Genomic DNA, 19,413 nt, shown 5'->3' on the forward strand with positions numbered 1-19,413 from the left:
TAAACAGAGCTAACGGGGTGAATCATTCACACGAACCTCGTATGAAAATCCATATTGATATGCCCCAAGTCCCTTCTTACCACCTTTCCAAGTGCCTCGCTTAAAGCGAACCGATTTTCCTTTAGACATATCCGCATAATCCCATTGGACTTCTGAAACCCCTAATAAATCCTTCCCATCCCGTTTGGCCCACCAATCTAAGCCGACAGATCCCAGGCGCGCTCCCCAAATAAACCAGCTCAATGGATTCGAGAAACTGCTCCACTCCATCAATGTCATCGGGATTTGAACCAAACCACTCACCTGATTTAACTGATGAATAAATGCTTGATCTTTCGCATAATCATCTAATTCCCACAAATAAACTTGCACTCCTACGCGCTCCCCCGGAGCAATCGTAACGGGCTTCAACCGAATGGAATCCAAGGAGATTTGTTGGCCCTGCGCCACAGAACCTACATATACAAAACGAGAACTTTCAGGATAAACCGCATCGCCAACAATCCGAACTACCGCAACTTGAACCAGTATTTCATCCCGTAATGTGACATTTTCTTGCAAATCATACGCCGTGATGGTCTTCATTTGAAGCTGCACATCTTTGTTGGCCGGCATTACCACAACATTTTGCTCCGCTACTCGCGGTACCGTTGACGAAGTTTTGGCACAAGACCAAACGATGGCCACCGATAAAAGTACGAGAATTACACGCATGCGTTCGCTTGAGGTTCTTGCTGGGTTAGGCAATGAAAACTTCCTTGCCCCCAAATAATTTGCTTAGCTGAAAGACCTATAACGGGACGATCTGGAAATAATTGTGTCAATGTCGCCAAGGCAAAAGCATCTTGGGGACAATCAAACGTAGGCACAATCACCCCTGCATTGCAAATGTAGAAATTGGCATACGAACCCGGCGCCCTAAAATCATCGATGACCACAGGATCTGGCATCGGTAGTTCAATTATATTCAGCGGCTCCCCGTTCAACAACCGCATTTCCTTCAATTCAGCTAGGTTTTGAGCCAAAACAGCATGGTTTTCATCGTCCACCTGGGGTTCCACCATGGCAATCACGGTATTCGAATTAACAAAACGAACCGTATCGTCAATGTGTCCATCCGTATCATCTCCTACAATTCCATCCGAAACCCATAAGACTTGTTGGACCCCATAATAATCACAAAGATATTGTTCAATTTCCGCTTGACTCAGATGCGGATTGCGGTTTGGATTCAGTAAACATGACCGTGAGGTCAATACCGTTCCTGCCCCATTAAAATCAACTGAGCCACCTTCCATGATAATACCAGGGCTTACAGAACGTAATCCTACAGTTTGGGCAATGGCTTTCGGCGAAGCATTGTCATCGCCAAAAGGAGGATATTTCCCACCCCAGGCATTGTATTCCCAATCGACAATCAAGCGTGAATCGCTGGACTGATGGACCAAAAATGCGGGTCCATGATCGCGGCACCAGGCATCATTTGTAGGACGAATATGTAATCGAATCTGTTGAGGATCAATCCCATAAATTGGCAATTGACTTTGAATAAATGTGGCCAAAGCCGCATCATTCACTTGGATATTCACTAATTCTCCTTGTGAAATTGTCCGAATAAGGGCAAAATACTCCGGATACATCGCAGCTAATTTATCCCCTTGCCAGGAATGATCATTATGCGGAAATGTAATCCAAGTAGCTACATGCGGATGCCATTCAGCTGGAAAATAAAAACCTTCTTCGCGCGGTGTAGACATATTATTGCTGTGCGACGATGCGCAAACCTTCTAACGTGATCAATTTATTTACTTCGTCGAAATAAGCTTCTAAAGGAGTTAAAATCGATGATAATCCACCCGTAGCGATCACCTTAACTCCCGGCCCTCGCTCTTCTTTAACGCGCGAAATCATTTCCTTAACCATACCCACATATCCCCATAAAATACCAGATTGAATCGCAGAAACGGTATCATGACCTAAGGCAGAATTGGGCATTTCCAAAGGTACTTCAGGCAATTGCGCCGTCTCCGAAAACAAGGATTTAACAGCTGTTTTCAATCCCGGAGCAATCGAAACCCCTTTCATTTTTCCTTGTGCATCCACCAAGGTAAACGTCAAAGCAGTTCCAAAGTCCACAATTAACACATCTGATCTATAATTTGTATGCGCATAAACTGAATTTGCTACTAAATCGGCCCCAATTTCATCCGGGCTAATCACCTCAATAGGTAATGTGGCATATAATTTAGGTCCCATCACCTTTACGGGATAGTTTACCCAATGCTCTAATCCTTTTTGGATTTGGGTTAACACCGACGGCACCACAGAACTAATCAAAATCGATTCTACCTTAACCTCCGGAAAACCTTTATCCGTAAGCTCCTTCTGAATCCAATGCTCCATCCGAATCGCGCTCCAAGGCTGATGTGTAGGGGTACGTAAAATCACTTTCCACTCCGTTTCGGTGTAGAATCCACAGACGATGTCTGTATTTCCAATGTCAACTACTAAATGCATGCAGGTAAGTCTTTTTCAAGTCCAGCCGATAAAATCGGGAAACGCAACCACGATTTGGGATCAAGGCTGTAATCATCTACGTGGAAACCTGGGGCATAGCGCTCCCTTTTCCACTGATTTCGCGCCCATAAACGAAAGAATCGATGGGCAAATTCATCTAATTTGGTCGCATCAAACTGCGCACCATATACTTGATTTAATTTTGAAACACATTCTTCAGGTGACAATCGCTCATAAAACGACCAGCGTTCCAAGGCGTTCAAGATCGGATATGGCATCAAATCTTCCTCGTCTACCTGCTTTGAATCCAATGGACGTAGTTCCGCACTCGGTTCCAAAGCATTCACGCCCGATAAACCTGAAACCTTCCACGTTCCCGCTAAGCCCGTTTCTTGCATCCATTTCAACCAAACACGAATAAACGATTTATCAATACCGGCAATCGGTGAGATAGAACCCGACGTATCGCCGTCCATGGTGGCATAGCCCACACTCGCTTCCGAACGATTCGAAGTAGCTAAAAGGAGGGCATTGTTGATATTGGCCAACATCCACGCGCTCGGGGCACGAACACGTGCTTGTACATTTTGCAAGGTAATGTCATCTGTTTTCCAGCTCAATTCTCGACCAATCGCCCCTTCGATCAGTTGGCGATACTCCGCCACCAAACCATCAATCTGAATTTCGGAATGATCGGAACCAATGCAATCTGCCAAGGTCCGAGCTGAGGCGCGCGTTTCGGCAGAAGAATTGACTGTTCCTTGATATAAGGTACGAATGAATCGTTTGACAAATTCCTTTACGTTAGGCGTCGAATCCATCCAAGGAATGTATGCCAAACGCTTCTTCATCCCTTCCCAACCAAGCTGATTTTCGGCTAATTGGGACGCTAAATAACATAATGAAGCAATCGCGGATGAATCTGCCCCACCCGAAAGTGAAATAACAAAGCCATACGAATGCGATTTGCGCACATAATCCCACAATCCTAAAGCAACCGAACGCGCAAATTCTTCTTCCTTTATATATTCCGAAGATTCCCAGTTGGCCGCCACAAAAGTCTGCGTACCACCCGGCACCTCTTTCATCGCAGGCAATGAAATTATATCATCCCCAGCGTCATTAACCGATTTTAACTCGACGGAGGCATAAATCAGTTCATGATCGTTCATGGAAAAACGATTGGATTGGCTGATGAGGTTACCACGGTCAGCCACATACGCATCACCGTCAAAAATCACACGACCAGATTCATTTCCCAATAAATTAGCAAAGACATAAACCCCATCAATTATCCGAGATCCTTCGCGGGTTAACGCTTGACGAACCTGCGATTTTCCAAATGAAAAATGCGAGGCCGTAGGATTAACTACCAATGAAACACCACGTTTAGCTAACACATGTGCAGGTCGTTTATCGCCTTCCCAAGCATCCTGACAAATTTCAACACCCATCGTCCACGAACCAACACGGACGCGGTAATCGCCAAAAGGTATGCCTTGCCACTGGGAGCGTTTTCCTGCGGGCCAAGGGGTAAACCAACGCGGCTCATAATGCACACCATCGTCGGCCAAATGCTGTTTAGGAATCAAAGCGACTACTTTTCCAGCGGTAATCCCCGCGGCCACATTGAATAAATGACCTTCGTGACGCATCGGTAAACCAACCCAAATGAACATGGAGGTAGTTTCAGAGGCTAATTTATGGAGGTATTCAATCGCTTTGGTTTCAGTAAAAGGGGCTAAAAACTGATCTTCACAGCCATAACCTGTTAAGCACATTTCAGGTAAACAAAGTACCTGAACGCCCGCGGCTTCTGCCTCGGTGATGGCCGACTTAATTCGAAGGTAGTTTCCTTCCCAATCTAACGGAGTCTGATTTAAAACAGCAGCTCCTACGATGACTTGCGACATATTAACGTGGCTTCGCAGCTGGAGCTGGCTTTTTTCGTACTATTAATTTATACCAAGGTTTGCTCGTCACAACCTCTTTCTGACCATTGGCACCTACCCTAACGTGTTTATATCGAGGTGTCCACATCCATGACATGGCCTCACGTGGGCGGTAATAACTTTCTCCATGTCGGTGTTCTACACGCACCCGACATGTTTCACGGGGGCAACGGGCGGACCAACAAGCAGTCAATAGCATAGCCGTAATGACTACGAATAGAACATTACAAAGTGGACGTGTACGTGATGCTTTTGACATGAAAAAGAATAAAAAGAATTCTAAGCTAGCGCTAGAACGAATTCTGATTAGTTAAATTACAAATCAACCCGTATTTTTACTGCGAATTTTAGGTCAATATGCAATCCAAACTCAAAGATATAAAAACAGGCGCAAAATCAGATGTTTTTGAATATCCCGTCATGGAATCTTTTTACACGATTCAGGGTGAAGGAAAATATCAAGGACATGCCGCCTATTTTATACGTTTGGGAGGCTGTGACGTCGGTTGCCACTGGTGCGATGTCAAAGAATCTTGGCCAGTTGACACCCATCCCCGCAAATCAGTCATTGAATTAGTCAATGAAGCCTTAGCATTTCCATGCCGACTCGTCGTTATCACAGGTGGGGAACCATTAATGCATGATTTAGGCCCATTAACTGAGGCACTTAAGCAGGCAGGTTTTCAGACCAACATCGAAACTTCAGGAGTTTGTGAGGAGGTTACCGGAACCTGGGATTGGATTTGTTTCTCACCTAAAAAATTTAAGGAACCTAATCCTGCCATTCTTCACCAAGTGAATGAATTAAAAGTGGTGATTTTTCATCCCTCAGATATGGCTTGGGCAACAGCTTGGGCAGATAAGATTCCAGCTGAAGCGGCCTTATATTTACAACCTGAGTGGTCTAAACAAGAAACAATCAATCCTTTGATTGTCGATTTTGTCAAATCAAATCCTCGTTGGCGCATTTCAGTTCAAACCCATAAGTTCCTACAAATCCCCTAAGGTATGTTGGCCTGGCTCATCCCATTTGTCGCTTTTTGCATGCCGCTGGATAGCCTCCCCTCGCCTATTACGGAACTAAATTTACAGCGTACACAATACTTTCCACATTTTAATGCAGCCAGCCAAAATCTCTACCTGACGATCCGCAAAGCAGCTAAATCGGATGAAGAGCTTTTTGTCGCGCATTGGAATGGACGGCATTTTGATGCGCCTGCACCCATCGATGCAATTAATCGAGAGAATAATGAAGGAACTCCTAGCCTGACGAAGGATGGAAAAACGCTATACTTTTCTGCCTGCGAATACCCAAACAGCTTTGGGGGATGTGATTTATATGAAAGCCAGCGGATGGGGGATTCTTGGACAAAGCCGAAAAATTTAGGCTTCTTAATTAATTCACATGAGTGGGAAGGCCAGCCGCATATTAGTTCGGATGGAAAACAACTGTACTTTTCATCGGACCGACTCGGCGGATATGGGAAAAGAGATATTTGGGTTAGCGAAAAAGATGATCAAGGACGCTGGAATACCCCTAAAAATGTCGGTAACCTGATTAATTCGAATGAAGATGAACAAGGACCCTATATATTAGCCAACAAATCTGTCTTCCTATTTTCGAGTAGTAAATCAGGCGGAAAAGGGGGGCTTGATTATTACCAAACCCGATATCCCATCATTGCCGGAGAAAGCCCAGAGGCTTTACAAACATTAAACACGTCTAGCCATGATGCTGGCATTTCCTTGGGACCAGAGATCGATTCGTATTTTATTTCACGTAAATCGACCGAACCTGAACGTGAATTAGATATAGCGCGTGTTTATATCTCTCCTGAAATTTGGCTGAAAGCACCGGTTAAACGAATTCAATTTGATTCACTTAGCTTCGAAGCCATTCAGTTTGCGAATAATGCGTGGAATTTAACGGAACCCATACCTGATTGTTTAGCCAAATTAGCTAACTACCTACAAGAAAATCCATCACAATCTATTGATATACAAGGACATACCGATGATATCGGAAATGCATCCAGTAATCAAATCTTATCGGAAAAACGCGCGTTAGCCGTAAAAATGTATTTGATCAAATTGGGAATTGCGGCTGATCGGATCTTCACGCAAGGAATGGGAAATACGGTTCCGAAGGAAAAACTTAACCGACAAATGAACCGCCGCATCGAAATACGGCTACGTTCGAATTAACGACGCACTTTTTTCTTTTTGCGCTTTTTGCTCTTTTTGCGCGTAGACTTTTTCTTCTTCTTTTTGGGAGCGATTGGGTGTTCCGCTCGGCCCACAGAATCGCGTTGAGCCCAAGAAAACTTCAATGAATCCGTAATTTCTTCTGGGGAAAGTAGTCGGACTTCCACTTTGGAAATACCGAATGGGACTAAACCTAAATCTTGTGCGGCACTTTTGGACACATCGATCACGCCTCCCCGAAAAAATGGACCGCGGTCATTCACACGCACAAATACTTTTTTACCTGTTTTAACTAAAGTTACTTCTACCCAAGATCCCATCGGATAGGATTTATGTGCAGCTGTATAAACGTATGGATGGTATTTTTCTCCAGAGTACGTGCGTCCACCCCAATGTCTACTGTGGTAAAACGTACCTAAGCCTTTTTGAATTTGCGCGTTGCCTATAAAGGAGGCCAACAAGCATAATGCACTGAAAATGAACCTATTTTTTTGAGTCATAGGATGCAAAACTACTGGGAATTGGGTGATAAAACAAAAAGGCCCCTGCAAGCAAGGGCCTTTTTAACGTTATTTAAGAACTAATTAGCGCTGTGACATTGGGACAAATGCACGCGGAGTTGCTCCCACATATATTTGTCTTGGTCGGCCAATCGGCTCTTTATTAGTCATCATTTCTTTGTGTTGTGCAATCCAACCTGGCAAACGACCGATCGCAAATAAGATCGTGAACATGTTCGTTGGGATATGTAACGCACGGTAAATAATTCCTGAATAGAAATCCACATTCGGATACAACTTACGAGCTACGAAATAATCATCGCTCAAAGCAGCCGCTTCTAGTTCTTGTGCAATTGTTAAAACTGGATCTTTTACACCTAAAGCAGTCAATACATCATCTGCAGCTACTTTAATGATACGTGCACGTGGATCAAAATTCTTGTAAACACGGTGACCAAAACCCATCAAACGGAAGCCAGAGTTTTTATCCTTAGCCATTTCAACGAATTTCTGTGTATCTCCACCTGCTTGCTTGATTTCTTCTAACATCTCAATTACGGCTTGGTTAGCACCACCATGTAGCGGACCAAACAACGCTTGAATACCTCCCGAAATTGAAGAGAAAATACTTGCATGTGATGAACCAATCAAACGTACCGTTGACGTTGAGCAGTTTTGCTCGTGATCCGCATGCAGAATCAATAACTTATTTAATGCTTTGGAAACGATTGGGTCCACCTGATAGGCTTCGCCTGGTTTGGCGAACATCATTTTCAAGAAGTTTGAGCAGTAGTCCAACGATTGATCTGGCGCGACAATCGGTTCTCCAATTGATTTTTTGTAATTCCAAGCTGCGAAAATTGGCAATGCAGCTAACAAACGTAGGATATTTTCCGCTGGTTCATTGCTTGCGTATTGCCCTTCCATCAAACCTACTAAAGCAGATAACTCGCTCATTGGGTGTGTAGATGAAGGGATAGCCTCCGCAATTTTCAATAAGGCTGCATTTGCAACTGAATATTTTTTGATGGATTCCTCAAACGCGTCAAGCTGAGCTTTGGTAGGTAATTCACCATGGAGTAATAAATAGGCAACTTCTAGAAAACTAGCTTGATCAGCTAATTCCTCAATACTGTAGCCACAATGTCTTAGAATTCCTTCTTCGCCATCTAAAAATGTAATAGCACTCTTGGTTGCACCCGTGTTTTTGTACCCTGGATCGTAAGTAACGTATCCTGTCAAATCACGTAATTTGGCAATGTCGATGGCTTTTTCGTGTTCGGTTCCCTCCAATGTCGGAAATTCAAAACTTTTACCATCCACTTGGATCACTGCATTTTGAGACATAATCTTAAAAATAAAAAGACAAAAGATTTATAATTGACGAAACAGTTTAGAACTGTTTCGCAAAATCAAAGCCCGAATATAAGACGATATTTTGAAAGGTTAATTACCTTTATAAATCCTATTAAAATAAATTCATTTAACACAATTTTTTCTTCTAATATTTCAAATAAATTGAATTTTATGGCTCTGATATCTGATTTGCTCAAAAAGTATCATTTCACGTCGACTGAACGATTTCTTCGCTATGTGCAAATTGATACTCAATCAGATCCACGCTCGCTGCAGAGCCCCTCGACCGAAAAACAGAAGAATTTAGGAAAGGTAATAGTGGATGAACTTCATGAATTAGGACTAGCAAACGCTGAACTTGACCAATACGGATATGTCTACACATTTTTACCTGGCAATGTCGCGCATGAAACACCTACGATTTGTTTTTGTGCGCACATGGATACCTCACCAGATTGTTCGGGGGCAGATGTGAAACCGATCGTGCATGAAAACTATCAAGGACAGGATCTCGTTTTACCCGATGACCCGAGTGTAATCATTCGAGCGGCTGAGCATCCGGATTTATTGGAACAGTTTGGAAATGATATCATTACAGCCAGTGGTAAAACACTTTTAGGTGCAGATAATAAAGCAGGGGTGGCAGAAATTATGGATGCTCTTGCCTTTTGGGTAGCCCATCCAGAAGTTCCCCATGGCCCCATTTCTATCGTTTTTACCCCCGATGAGGAGGTTGGCCGCGGTACAGACCACATCGACCTATCCAAAATCAACGCCACCTACGGATATACCTTGGACGGCGAAAAGCGAGGTCATTTAGAAAATGAGACATTCTCAGCAGATGGATTTACGGTGTATATTCAAGGTATATCGCAGCACCCTGGTTTTGCCAAAGGCCGCATGGAAAGTGCCTTGAAAATTGCCGCAGAAATTATCGCAGCTTTACCGAAAGACACATTGAGCCCAGAAACAACCGAAGGCAAACAAGGATTTATACACCCGACGGATATTCAAGGTTCCGTGGAGGAAGCGCGCATAGATTTTATATTACGGGATTTTGATACTGCTAAGTTGGCCGAATATGGGGAATTGATACAATCCATCAGCCAAAAAGTCTTAGCTAACTACCCAAATGCTTCCGCTACATTCGAGCAAAATGAACAATACCGAAACATGTATGAGATCTTGAAAGATCATCCGCAGTGCATGGACTATGCGATGGAAGCGATGAAACTTGCTGGATTGAAACCTGAAACTTGTTCGATTCGCGGAGGTACTGATGGCTCGCGTTTGACATTTATGGGACTCCCCTGCCCGAATATCTTTGCCGGCGAACATGCCTTCCACAGCAAACAGGAATGGGTTTCCGTGCAGGATATGCAAAAAGCGACGGAGACCATTATACATTTGTCTTGCATATTTGCTCGCTAGACGCTAGACGTTAGACTTTGGACGCTGGACGTCGGTTTTATAAAAAAAGACGCGATTTCTCGCGTCTCTACTAAATATGCTAACGTCTGACGACTAACGTCCAACGTCTAATCCAACGTCTAACGTCCAACGTCTGACGTCTATTTACTTACTCCCACTCAATCGTTGCTGGTGGTTTCGATGAAATATCATAAACCACGCGATTTACGCCTTTGACCTTATTGATAATTTCATTGGAAATACGACCTAGGAACTCATAAGGCAGATGACACCAGTCGGCAGTCATCCCATCCACACTACTCACGGCACGAAGGGCAACAACCTGCTCATACGTACGCTCATCACCCATCACACCTACTGATTGAATTGGCAAAAGAATCGCTCCTGCCTGCCAAACCTGATCATATAAACCATCTTCCTTTAAACCATTGATAAAGATGGCATCTACCTTTTGCAAGATGTCCACTTTCTCTGGCGTAATATCACCCAAAATACGAATACCCAAACCTGGACCCGGGAATGGATGACGTCCTAAGATATCTTTAGGGACACCCAAGGTCTTACCCACTAAACGCACCTCATCTTTAAACAAGGCTTCTAATGGCTCCACCACCTTCAATTTCATGAAGTCTGGCAAACCACCTACGTTATGGTGAGATTTGATGGTTGCACTTGGTCCTTTTAATGACACCGACTCAATTTTATCTGGGTAAATCGTCCCCTGACCTAACCAAGCCACACCCTCAATTAAATGCGCCTCGTGATCAAAAACCTTAATAAATGTTTTACCAATCGCCTTCCGCTTATCTTCCGGATCTTTCAATCCCTTCAATGCATCGTAAAACAATTGCTTGCTATTGACGCCTTTGACATTCAAACCTAGCTCTGTATATGATTCTAATACTTGCTCAAATTCATCCTTGCGCAACAAACCATTATCCACGAATATGCAATATAAATTCTTGCCAATCGCCCGATGCAATAACACCGCAGCCACCGAACTATCTACCCCACCGGATAGACCCAACACCACTTTATCGTTTCCTAATTTCGCTTTCAATTCCGCCACCGTACGATCCACAAAGGAATCCGACGTCCATGTTTGTGCACATCCACAAATGTTGACCACAAAGTTTTTGATCAACGCACCACCCTCCAAGGAATGTGTTACTTCCGGATGGAATTGAATCGCATAAATCGGTTTATCCACATGTGCGAACGCCGCGACGCGTACCGACTCCGTCGAACCAATCACCTCATATTGCGCTGGTAATTCCATAATCGTGTCACCATGCGACATCCAAACTTGCGAATTTGAAGATAAACCGGCCAACAAAGGACTCGATTTAACCGTTGTCATGTGCGCCCGACCATACTCCCGGTGATCAGATGCCTCCACAGAGCCTCCACCCAAATAGGCAAGTAACTGTGCACCATAGCAAATTCCTAAAATAGGCCGATTACCCAATTGCTCTAAATTAACCCGCGGAGAATCCGCCTCACGGACCGAACATGGACTACCCGATAAGATGATTCCTTTAACAGAATCGTCCAACTCAGGAATGTGATTAAATGGATGTATTTCGCAATATACTTGAGTCTCACGTATGCGGCGCGCAATCAATTGCGTCACCTGAGAACCAAAGTCAAGAATGATAATTTTTTCCGCCATAAAGCTTTTTGCTTAAAAATAAACGGCAAAGGTCGCAATTTATGAGGAAAAACAGGCTATCAATCGCGATAAATTAAATAGCGTTTACGCATTTTTTTGTAGGCCTCCAATGCCGGTTGCCACGAGTCACGAATTTCTGCCTCCGATTTACCAGCCAATAGCTGTAAACGGATCGAATCTGTTCCTGCTAATTTATCAAAGAAAGATGCAGAGGTAAAAAAGGATTCCTTACTCCCCGTCGCCTGAAAGAAATGAATTAAGTATTTCAATGAAAATCCAAGTTCCCGCGTATTCACCCCGCGCAAATCAAGACCATAACACAATTGATCTTTCAAAGGAGGGTCCATCGCCCCGGGTGTAGGAACCGGTGTAAAGGTATACGAGCCTGCCGACGGATTGGGTGTCCCTAATACCTGAAACTGTGTCAGGGTGCCACGACCCACACTAACAATAGTAGGTTCCAACAAACAAAGTGAAGGATATAAACCGATCGACTGATCATTTGGCAAATTTGGGGATGGTGCAATGGTAAGCGGAACTGCATTCCGATGTTTGTAAGACCGACAAGCAATCACTTGAACATCGCAAGTGAGGCCATTGGCCAGCCACCCCTCTCCGTTGATCATGCCCGCAAATTCTCCCATTGTTAAACCGTGTACCACGGGAATGGGATTCAATCCCACAAAAGAAGCAAATTTGCGATCTAACACCGGGCCATCTACATAATGTCCATTGGGATTTGCACGATCCAAAATCAATAATTTCACCTTATTCTCTGCGCAAGCCTCCATGACATAAAACAAGGTTGAGCTATATGTATAGAACCGCGCACCCACATCTTGGATATCAAAAACCACGACATCTAAACCCTGCAAATCTTCTGGAGTTGGCTTTTTATGCTTACCGTATAAGGAAATCAAGGGTAAGCCTGTTTGGCGATCGACCTCATTATCAATATGCGCACCGGCATCCGCTGTTCCCCTAAATCCGTGCTCAGGTGCGAAGACACGCTTGACTGAAATACCCGCCCGCAATAGGCTGTCGGCCAAATGCGTCGACCCAATCACCGACGTATGGTTGACCACGAGGCCCACCGACTTCCCTTTAAGTAATGAAAAATAACGATTTGTTTGATATGCCCCGGGAATCGCTTGCGCGAAAATCCCTTGCATTGCCATCAAAAACAATACTGCTATTAACTTGTAGTTTCGAGCCATTCCCATTTTCTTTGCGCTTCGGATTAGAATGATCAAATATCCGATAAATTTTATAAATATAATAACCGTGAATTTCCCCCTGTTCGTCGCCCGCCGAATTCGAAATACGCACGAGACATCGTTCTCTAAAACGGTTACCTATGTGGGCATTGGCACCATTTCGCTGGGAATTTGCATCATTCTCGTTGCGTTTTCCATCCTTTTTGGCTTTAAAAATGCCATCATTCAAAAGATTACGAACTTTTCCGGCGACCTGCGCATTAGCCAAATTTCCGGAAATCATTCCCTGTCTGAATCGCCCATGCAACGCAACGAAGCCTGGGAAAAAACCATCAGAAAGCATCCCTACGTAGATCATCTGCAAGCGCATGTTCAAAAACCAGGAATCCTCGTGGGCGACCAAGGACTCGCGGGTGTCGTGATTAAGGGAATCGGTGCAGATATGCCTTTGGCACAAGTAAAACAAAATATCATTGCCGGAAGTGGGCAAATGAATAAGGGCCAAAGCATCATTTTGAGTCAGGAATTAGCCCAACAATTAAAAGTGCGGGTCAATGGATCGCTGATTCTATATTTCCTTAGCCAACCCAATAGACCCCGTAAAGTACAGGTACAAGGAATCTATGAAACAGGTTTAGAAGAATTAGATAAACTATTCGTCTTGGCTGATCGTGATTGGGTACAAAAAATGAATGGGTATACCGCTGATTCGATCGGAACTTATGAAATCTATTTGAAGCAACCGGTAGACCTAAACATTGCCGCGAACCGATTAACAAAAACGCTCGATCCTACCTGGAAACTAGAAACCAAAGTTGAACTTTTTCCAGCCTTATTTGATTGGATGCAAATGCTGGATCGCAACATCGTCATTTTCATCTCGCTTTTGCTCATTGTCGCTTGCTTTAACCTCATTGCCACCTTGTGGGTATTAATCATGGAACGTATACCTATGGTGGGTTTACTGAAGGCACTCGGCAGTTCAGCCTCACAGATTCGCAGTATTTTCTGGTGGAACGGTTTCTTTATCCTGTTGAGAGGATTGCTGATAGGTAATATCCTCGCCATGGGGTTTTGTTGGCTCCAAGCCACCTACCACCTAATCCCGCTAGACCCCGTGAATTACTACATGAACGCAGTACCCATCCACTGGGACTGGTTGACATGGGTTTGGGTAAACCTAGGCACCTGTGCTTTAGTTAGTATCATCATTTATATTCCAACACATTTTATCAACAAGATTGATCCACAAACAGCGATCAACTACAAAAACTAATATGCAGAAATTCATACTCGCTTGTCTCCTTTGCATGGGAACCACCGTTTTTGGTCAAGGGTTCAACGTTCAAATCAATCTAAAAGATGTGACCGAAGACCGGTTGAAAATTCAAATGAATTTCCCACCTCAAAAACAAAAAAGTATTCTGGTAAATTTTCCAAAAATTGTGCCGGGTACCTATGCAAATTATGACTATGGGCGTTATATAGTGAATTTTCAGGCTTTCGACCAACAAGGAAAAGCGCTAGCTGTTACCAAGAAAAATGTCAATCAATATCAGATTTCAGATGCGACTAAATTAGCCTATGTACGTTATGAGGCGAATGATACCTGGGATAGTCCCGAAGTGAAAGGCGAATATATCTTCGAACCCGCAGGTAGTAATTTCCAAAAAGACACCTTGTTTGCGTTGAATACACACACCATTTTAGGCTATGTAAGCGGTCAGGAAAAACAACGTATCAAATTACAGATTGAAAAACCGAGCCATTTAGTGGGCGTCAGCTCCCTGAAGAATACCACGCAAGGCGATGTAGATACCTATTTGGCAGCATCCTACCAAGAATTAGTGGATTCCCCGATCATGTTTTCACCAGCGGACACCGCCAAAATCATGATGGGCGAAACGGAGATTATCATCTCCTTGTATTCCCCAAACAATACCTTGAGCGCTAAACAAGTCGCAGCGAAAGTTGAACCACTGCTCGATGCCCAACGGAAATATCTGGGCGGAAAGTTGCCCGTTAAGCGCTATGCTTTTTTAGTTGTGCTTTCAGACAACCTAAAAGGTGGAAGCTACGGAGCACTCGAACATGCGCAATCCTCATTTTACTACCTACCCGAAGGAAATGCAGACCAACTCAGCCAAACCATTCGTGATGTCTGCGCTCACGAGTTTTTTCACATCGTAACACCCTTGTCGATTCACTCAGAGGAAATCGGCTCATTTGACTTTAATGAACCGAAGATGTCCCAGCACCTATGGCTATATGAAGGCTTGACGGAATATGCGGCACACCACATGCAAGCAAAATACGAGCTGACTACATGGAATGATTTCTTCAAGACCATTCAGGAGAAAAAAGAAAACATGGACATGCACTTCGATGCGAAGGTTCCGTTTACGGTGATGAGCCAACAAGTCTTAGGGAAGCACAAAGAACAATATGGAAATGTGTACCAAAAAGGCGCGTTGATTGGTTGGGGATTGGATTTGTTTTTGCGCCAACAGTCAAACGGAGCTTATGGCACGCAACAAATGATGACTGAGCTGGCTAAGACCTATGGACCGAATAAATCATTTCAGGATGATGAATTATTTGAGGCTTTGGTGCGCATGACGAAAATGCCTGCTTTACGTGATTTCTTTAAACGCTATGTAGCTGGAAATGAGCCATTGCCTATTGACGCATGGTTGCAACTTATCGGCTATACGTGGGATACCACGCAAAAAGAAGAAATCAAATCACCTGGTTTTGATCCGCAGGGCTTAGCCATTAAGATGGAAACAAAACGCGCGTATGTGGAAAGTAATTCCGCGATCAATGCGCAGGGAGAAGCGCTCGGCCTGCAAGTCAAAGATGAATTTATCAGTTTGAATGGCTTACCAATCGATATGGAAAACTTTGGCAAAAACATGAAGAAGATTTTACAAATCATTCAGCCAGGCGACATGTTTACACTGGAGGTGGCGCGCCCAAATGAATCGGGGGGATACACCTCTGTCACGTTAAAGGCACCTTTTACACCTATTTCACAGGTAAGCAAGTCGGCAATTCGCCCTTTACTTTATCCGACGCCTGAACAGTTAAAACTTCGTGCTGATTGGATGCGGGCTAATCCGTAACTGGAGGGTTAAATTCACCTTCATGTTTCGCTAACCAAACAGTCGCTACGCCATTGCCAATAAAATTGGTAATCGCACGTGCCTCTGACATAAAGCGATCAACGCCTAAGAGCAATGCCAAACCTTCCAATGGGATAACCTGCAATGCCGTTAGCGTAGATGCTAATACGACAAATCCACTCCCAGTCACACCAGCGGCACCTTTGGAGGTTACCATCAATACCCCAATGATTGTTAGCAATTGCTCCCAGTTCAATTGGATACCATACACTTGGGCCAGAAATAACGTGGCCATGGACAAGTAAATACTGGTACCGTCTAGGTTAAATGAATAACCTGCGGGAACTACGAGACCTACAACGGATTTGGAACAGCCCATTTTCTCCAACTTCAACATGAGTGAAGGCAAGGCTGCTTCCGAGGAAGAAGTTCCTAAAACGATCAATAACTCTTCTTTGATGTAGCTTAAGAATTTACCGATGCGCTCGCCGCAGTTACGCATGATTAAACCAAGAACCACAAAAATGAAAATGGCCATCGTCGCATAGACTGAAACCATCAGTTTGGCAAGAGGCAATAACGAGTGAATACCAAATTTACCGATCGTATATGCCATACCGCCTAAAGCTCCCAAAGGGGCTAAATACATGATCGCATGCAAGGCTTTAAATACCCAGTCCGATGCTTGATGCATACCGGACACCATTTTGGCTTTACCGCGAACAAAATTCAGGAACGTGCCAAAGAACAAGGAGAAGCCTAAAACTTGAATGGTGAAATTTTCTTTTAGAAATAAGATCCAACTGAACGAAGCGGCCTTTGAAGTGTATTTCGAAATATCTCCACCAGCGACATCGCTTCGAATAACGCCCTCACCTGGAGTTAATACATTGGAAACGAGTAAACCGATCAACAAAGCAACTGTGGTGACTACCTCAAAATACAACAAAGCCTTTCCTCCTACCCGGCCGACCTTCTTTAAATTCCCCATATTCACGATTCCCAAACTGATCGTCAAAAAGATGATGGGATGAATAAATAATTTGACAAGACTGATAAAAATGCCACTAAAAACTTCGCTCAGCGTGGGGCCAAAAGCTAAATCGGCGCCCAACAAGCTATAGCTTATTTTACTTTCAAAAACAGGGTATAAAGCGAGGGAAGGTGCAAAATGGCCAACAAGTACGCCAATTAAGATGGATAAAAGCACCCAAAATGTTAGGTTGTGTGTAATATTCTTTGATTTCATTCGTTTGAAAAGAGGTTGAAACAAATGTAAGGAACTAAACTGAAATTTTCATCGTTTGGCATTCTGCACTTATTTGCCGAATTTTGTCGGCTCATTTCAACGAATTTTTATCAGCTATGGCTTCTTCTATTAAATGCTTAATTATTGGTTCTGGACCTGCGGGATATACGGCCGCAATTTACGCTTCACGTGCTGGATTAAATCCCGTTATGTACATGGGTGGACAACCAGGTGGTCAGTTAACGACGACAACGGAGGTTGACAATTTTCCAGGCTATCCGCAGGGTGTAGATGGGCCTACCATGATGGTTGATTTAGAGAATCAAGCGAAGCGTTTTGGGACGGATGTGCGTTTTGGTATGGCAACGAAAGTTGATTTTTCAAGCCAACCAAAGAAAGTGTGGATCGATGAAAGCACCGAAATTTTAGCTGATTCAGTCATTATTGCAACGGGAGCATCGGCTAAATGGCTTGGACTTGAGGGGGAAACAACCTACAATGGTTTAGGCGTTTCGGCTTGTGCTGTTTGTGATGGATTTTTCTACCGCAATCAAACCGTAGCGGTTGTTGGCGCCGGTGACACCGCAGCTGAAGAGGCAAGTTACCTAGCTAATTTATGTACCCAAGTGCACCTGATTGTTCGTCGGGACGAAATGCGTGCATCCTTAATCATGCAGGAGCGTGTAAAAAAGAATCCGAAAATCACGATTCATTGGAATTCAGAAACAGAAGAAATTTTAGGTGATGCCAATGGTGTAACGGGCATTCGCATTAAAAATAATGTTACCCAAGCGACTGAGGAAATTGCGTTAACGGGTTTCTTTGTGGCGATTGGTCACCAACCGAATACGAGCATCTTTAAAGGCCAATTGGACATGGATGCGCAAGAATACCTAATCACAGAAAAAGGTACAAGTAAGACAAATATCCCAGGCGTTTTCGCGTGTGGGGATGTGCAGGATTCGATGTACCGACAAGCCGTTACGGCGGCAGGAAGTGGCTGTATGGCTGCTTTGGACGCGGAAAGATGGTTGGCCGCGAGCAATTTACATTAATACGATTTCATGATTAGTAGAAAACTAGTTTGGGGATTAGCGCTTGTCTTTGTGACATTGAGCGCGTATGCCCAAGAAAAAAAGTTATTTAAGAAGAATACGAAGATTGATTTCAAGTCGAATGCCAACTTGTATCAAAACAATTCCGCTAAAAAGAACGATTTAGACGAACTACCTCCACTGACTTTCCGTACGGAAAGTGAGAGTACGGCGACGGCCATTCAGGGATCTGAGCTGCAGGAACGTAAGTACGAACCATTGAAAATCCTTAATCCTACGATCAGTAATTTCGATACCACATCGATTGATGAGGGTGAGGCATTGGTCGTGGAAATTGAGGAAGAAAATGCACCGGTGGGATCAGAAGATTTCGTCTCGGTAGCGTCCTATTATTCGATTTGGGATACCAAAAGCATTGATCCATACGATATCAACGCAAAGGATTTTGATGAGCCAGTAGATTTAGAGTTGTATAATTTGCCAGCAGGTCGCAATTGGTCTCCGCCTTTGGCCACTGTAAAACAAACTAGTCCATTTGGACCGCGTTGGGGACGTTTACATGCCGGAGTGGATTTGGATCTAGAGACGGGATATCCGGTTTATTCAGCGTTTGATGGAATTGTTCGTGTGGCCAGTGTGGACTGGGGTGGATACGGTAAATTTATGGTAGTTCGTCATTACAATGGACTAGAGACACTTTACGGACACCTGTCCAAACAAAATCTAGAGCCGGGCGCGTTCGTGAAAGCGGGAGATGAAATTGGCCTAGGTGGAAATACGGGTCGGAGTACAGGTTCACACTTGCACTTTGAAACACGGTATGAGGGAAACCCCTTCAACCCGAATCAGGTTTATAATTTTGGAACGGGCGAACCCTTGTCGGACCATTTATTAATCACAGCCCAAACATTTAATGCCCGTGCACTTTCCCTACGTAATGAATATGGAAGCGTGGGTGACAAAATCAAAACCCGTCGCAAGGCTTGGGTGAAAGTTCGTTCAGGCGATTCATTGTACACCATCGCGCAACGCGCAGGGATGTCGGTGAATAAATTAGCCAAATTAAACGGCCTACGCCTTTCCTCAACCATTCGTGCTGGCAGACGACTTCGCATACACTAAATCTGTACAATC

The 19,413-nt window shown here is 44.0% G+C and carries 17 protein-coding genes; 7 read left to right on the forward strand and 10 right to left on the reverse strand.

Annotated elements, in window-relative coordinates; genetic code table 11:
- Positions 1-9: 9 nt before the first annotated feature.
- From U0R10_RS05245 to U0R10_RS05265, 5 genes are read right to left on the reverse strand one after another with little or no spacing between them, the layout of a single operon-like run.
- A complete protein-coding gene (locus U0R10_RS05245) occupies positions 10-714 on the reverse strand; it encodes a hypothetical protein (RefSeq protein WP_377982896.1) in 705 nt (234 codons plus the stop codon).
- The gene (locus U0R10_RS05250; protein ID WP_377982897.1) at positions 705-1,757 is read right to left on the reverse strand and encodes an agmatine deiminase family protein; all 1,053 of its coding nucleotides are present in this window, start codon (positions 1,755-1,757) and stop codon (positions 705-707) included. Before U0R10_RS05250 ends, U0R10_RS05245 begins: the two co-directional genes overlap by 10 nt.
- A gap of 1 nt (position 1,758) precedes the next feature.
- The gene (locus U0R10_RS05255; protein WP_377982898.1) at positions 1,759-2,517 is read right to left on the reverse strand and encodes a type III pantothenate kinase; all 759 of its coding nucleotides are present in this window, start codon (positions 2,515-2,517) and stop codon (positions 1,759-1,761) included.
- Positions 2,508-4,430, reverse strand: a complete 1,923-nt coding sequence (locus U0R10_RS05260; RefSeq protein ID WP_377982899.1) for a nitrilase-related carbon-nitrogen hydrolase — start codon at positions 4,428-4,430, stop codon at positions 2,508-2,510. The genes U0R10_RS05255 and U0R10_RS05260 overlap by 10 nt, the downstream gene beginning before the upstream one ends.
- Before the next feature lies 1 nt (position 4,431).
- Positions 4,432-4,728: a hypothetical protein gene (locus U0R10_RS05265; RefSeq protein WP_377982900.1), complete on the reverse strand. Its 297-nt coding sequence runs from the start codon at positions 4,726-4,728 to the stop codon at positions 4,432-4,434.
- A gap of 98 nt (positions 4,729-4,826) precedes the next feature.
- Between U0R10_RS05265 and U0R10_RS05270 the strand changes: the two genes are divergently transcribed.
- Complete coding sequence (locus U0R10_RS05270) at positions 4,827-5,474, forward strand: 7-carboxy-7-deazaguanine synthase QueE (protein ID WP_377982901.1); 648 nt, start codon at positions 4,827-4,829, stop codon at positions 5,472-5,474.
- A 3-nt stretch (positions 5,475-5,477) separates the two neighbouring features.
- Positions 5,478-6,674, forward strand: coding sequence for an OmpA family protein (locus tag U0R10_RS05275; RefSeq protein WP_377982902.1), 1,197 nt, complete (start codon positions 5,478-5,480; stop codon positions 6,672-6,674).
- On the opposite strand, the gene U0R10_RS05280 is transcribed toward U0R10_RS05275, so the two are convergent.
- Both U0R10_RS05280 and U0R10_RS05285 read right to left on the reverse strand, forming a co-directional pair.
- Positions 6,671-7,174 carry a septal ring lytic transglycosylase RlpA family protein gene (locus tag U0R10_RS05280; RefSeq protein ID WP_377982903.1) on the reverse strand — a complete coding sequence of 168 codons (504 nt, stop codon included), beginning with the start codon at positions 7,172-7,174 and terminating at the stop codon, positions 6,671-6,673. The two genes, U0R10_RS05275 and U0R10_RS05280, sit on opposite strands and share 4 nt — an antisense overlap.
- Before the next feature lie 84 nt (positions 7,175-7,258).
- Positions 7,259-8,521: a citrate synthase gene (locus U0R10_RS05285; protein ID WP_377982904.1), complete on the reverse strand. Its 1,263-nt coding sequence runs from the start codon at positions 8,519-8,521 to the stop codon at positions 7,259-7,261.
- Between the two features lie 180 nt (positions 8,522-8,701).
- On the opposite strand from U0R10_RS05285, the gene pepT reads away from it, so the two are divergent.
- The gene (pepT, locus tag U0R10_RS05290; protein ID WP_377982905.1) at positions 8,702-9,961 is read left to right on the forward strand and encodes a peptidase T; all 1,260 of its coding nucleotides are present in this window, start codon (positions 8,702-8,704) and stop codon (positions 9,959-9,961) included.
- Positions 9,962-10,109: 148 nt separating this feature from the next.
- Here pepT and guaA read toward each other — a convergent pair whose 3' ends face one another.
- Both guaA and U0R10_RS05300 read right to left on the reverse strand, forming a co-directional pair.
- On the reverse strand, positions 10,110-11,633 hold the full coding sequence (gene guaA, locus U0R10_RS05295; RefSeq protein WP_377982906.1) for a glutamine-hydrolyzing GMP synthase: 1,524 nt from the start codon (positions 11,631-11,633) through the stop codon (positions 10,110-10,112).
- A 59-nt stretch (positions 11,634-11,692) separates the two neighbouring features.
- The gene (locus tag U0R10_RS05300) at positions 11,693-12,850 is read right to left on the reverse strand and encodes an exo-beta-N-acetylmuramidase NamZ family protein (RefSeq protein ID WP_377982907.1); all 1,158 of its coding nucleotides are present in this window, start codon (positions 12,848-12,850) and stop codon (positions 11,693-11,695) included.
- A 67-nt stretch (positions 12,851-12,917) separates the two neighbouring features.
- Between U0R10_RS05300 and U0R10_RS05305 the strand changes: the two genes are divergently transcribed.
- Together U0R10_RS05305 and U0R10_RS05310 are read left to right on the forward strand one after the other, a co-directional pair.
- Positions 12,918-14,126: an ABC transporter permease gene (locus tag U0R10_RS05305; protein WP_377982908.1), complete on the forward strand. Its 1,209-nt coding sequence runs from the start codon at positions 12,918-12,920 to the stop codon at positions 14,124-14,126.
- Between the two features lies 1 nt (position 14,127).
- Positions 14,128-15,975 (forward strand): M61 family metallopeptidase, encoded by a 1,848-nt coding sequence (locus U0R10_RS05310; RefSeq protein WP_377982909.1) that lies wholly within the window; start codon positions 14,128-14,130, stop codon positions 15,973-15,975.
- Here the strand turns inward: U0R10_RS05310 and U0R10_RS05315 are convergent.
- The gene (locus U0R10_RS05315) at positions 15,965-17,224 is read right to left on the reverse strand and encodes a cation:dicarboxylate symporter family transporter (protein WP_377982910.1); all 1,260 of its coding nucleotides are present in this window, start codon (positions 17,222-17,224) and stop codon (positions 15,965-15,967) included. The two genes, U0R10_RS05310 and U0R10_RS05315, sit on opposite strands and share 11 nt — an antisense overlap.
- 116 nt (positions 17,225-17,340) lie before the next feature.
- Between U0R10_RS05315 and trxB the strand changes: the two genes are divergently transcribed.
- A complete protein-coding gene (gene trxB / locus U0R10_RS05320) occupies positions 17,341-18,279 on the forward strand; it encodes a thioredoxin-disulfide reductase (protein WP_377982911.1) in 939 nt (312 codons plus the stop codon).
- A 9-nt stretch (positions 18,280-18,288) separates the two neighbouring features.
- Entirely contained in the window at positions 18,289-19,401 is a 1,113-nt protein-coding gene (locus U0R10_RS05325; protein ID WP_377982912.1) for a peptidoglycan DD-metalloendopeptidase family protein, read from the forward strand.
- The last annotated feature ends 12 nt before the right edge of the window (positions 19,402-19,413 follow it).

Source organism: Aquirufa avitistagni, from assembly GCF_042715545.1.
Lineage (GTDB): Bacteria > Bacteroidota > Bacteroidia > Cytophagales > Spirosomataceae > Aquirufa > Aquirufa avitistagni.

Bases quoted from the DNA above. Each gene is read 5' to 3' on its own strand.
- U0R10_RS05250 (WP_377982897.1), bottom strand. From the start codon at position 1,757: ATGTCTACACCGCGCGAAGAAGGTTTTTATTTTCCAGCTGAATGGCAT.
- U0R10_RS05300 (WP_377982907.1), bottom strand. From the start codon at position 12,850: ATGGCTCGAAACTACAAGTTAATAGCAGTATTGTTTTTGATGGCAATG.
- U0R10_RS05270 (WP_377982901.1), top strand. From the start codon at position 4,827: ATGCAATCCAAACTCAAAGATATAAAAACAGGCGCAAAATCAGATGTT.
- trxB (WP_377982911.1), top strand. From the start codon at position 17,341: ATGGCTTCTTCTATTAAATGCTTAATTATTGGTTCTGGACCTGCGGGA.
- U0R10_RS05285 (WP_377982904.1), bottom strand. From the start codon at position 8,521: ATGTCTCAAAATGCAGTGATCCAAGTGGATGGTAAAAGTTTTGAATTT.
- U0R10_RS05245 (WP_377982896.1), bottom strand. From the start codon at position 714: ATGCGTGTAATTCTCGTACTTTTATCGGTGGCCATCGTTTGGTCTTGT.
- U0R10_RS05265 (WP_377982900.1), bottom strand. From the start codon at position 4,728: ATGTCAAAAGCATCACGTACACGTCCACTTTGTAATGTTCTATTCGTA.
- pepT (WP_377982905.1), top strand. From the start codon at position 8,702: ATGGCTCTGATATCTGATTTGCTCAAAAAGTATCATTTCACGTCGACT.
- U0R10_RS05325 (WP_377982912.1), top strand. From the start codon at position 18,289: ATGATTAGTAGAAAACTAGTTTGGGGATTAGCGCTTGTCTTTGTGACA.
- guaA (WP_377982906.1), bottom strand. From the start codon at position 11,633: ATGGCGGAAAAAATTATCATTCTTGACTTTGGTTCTCAGGTGACGCAA.
- U0R10_RS05315 (WP_377982910.1), bottom strand. From the start codon at position 17,224: ATGAAATCAAAGAATATTACACACAACCTAACATTTTGGGTGCTTTTA.
- U0R10_RS05260 (WP_377982899.1), bottom strand. From the start codon at position 4,430: ATGTCGCAAGTCATCGTAGGAGCTGCTGTTTTAAATCAGACTCCGTTA.
- U0R10_RS05280 (WP_377982903.1), bottom strand. From the start codon at position 7,174: ATGACTCAAAAAAATAGGTTCATTTTCAGTGCATTATGCTTGTTGGCC.
- U0R10_RS05275 (WP_377982902.1), top strand. From the start codon at position 5,478: ATGTTGGCCTGGCTCATCCCATTTGTCGCTTTTTGCATGCCGCTGGAT.
- U0R10_RS05255 (WP_377982898.1), bottom strand. From the start codon at position 2,517: ATGCATTTAGTAGTTGACATTGGAAATACAGACATCGTCTGTGGATTC.
- U0R10_RS05310 (WP_377982909.1), top strand. From the start codon at position 14,128: ATGCAGAAATTCATACTCGCTTGTCTCCTTTGCATGGGAACCACCGTT.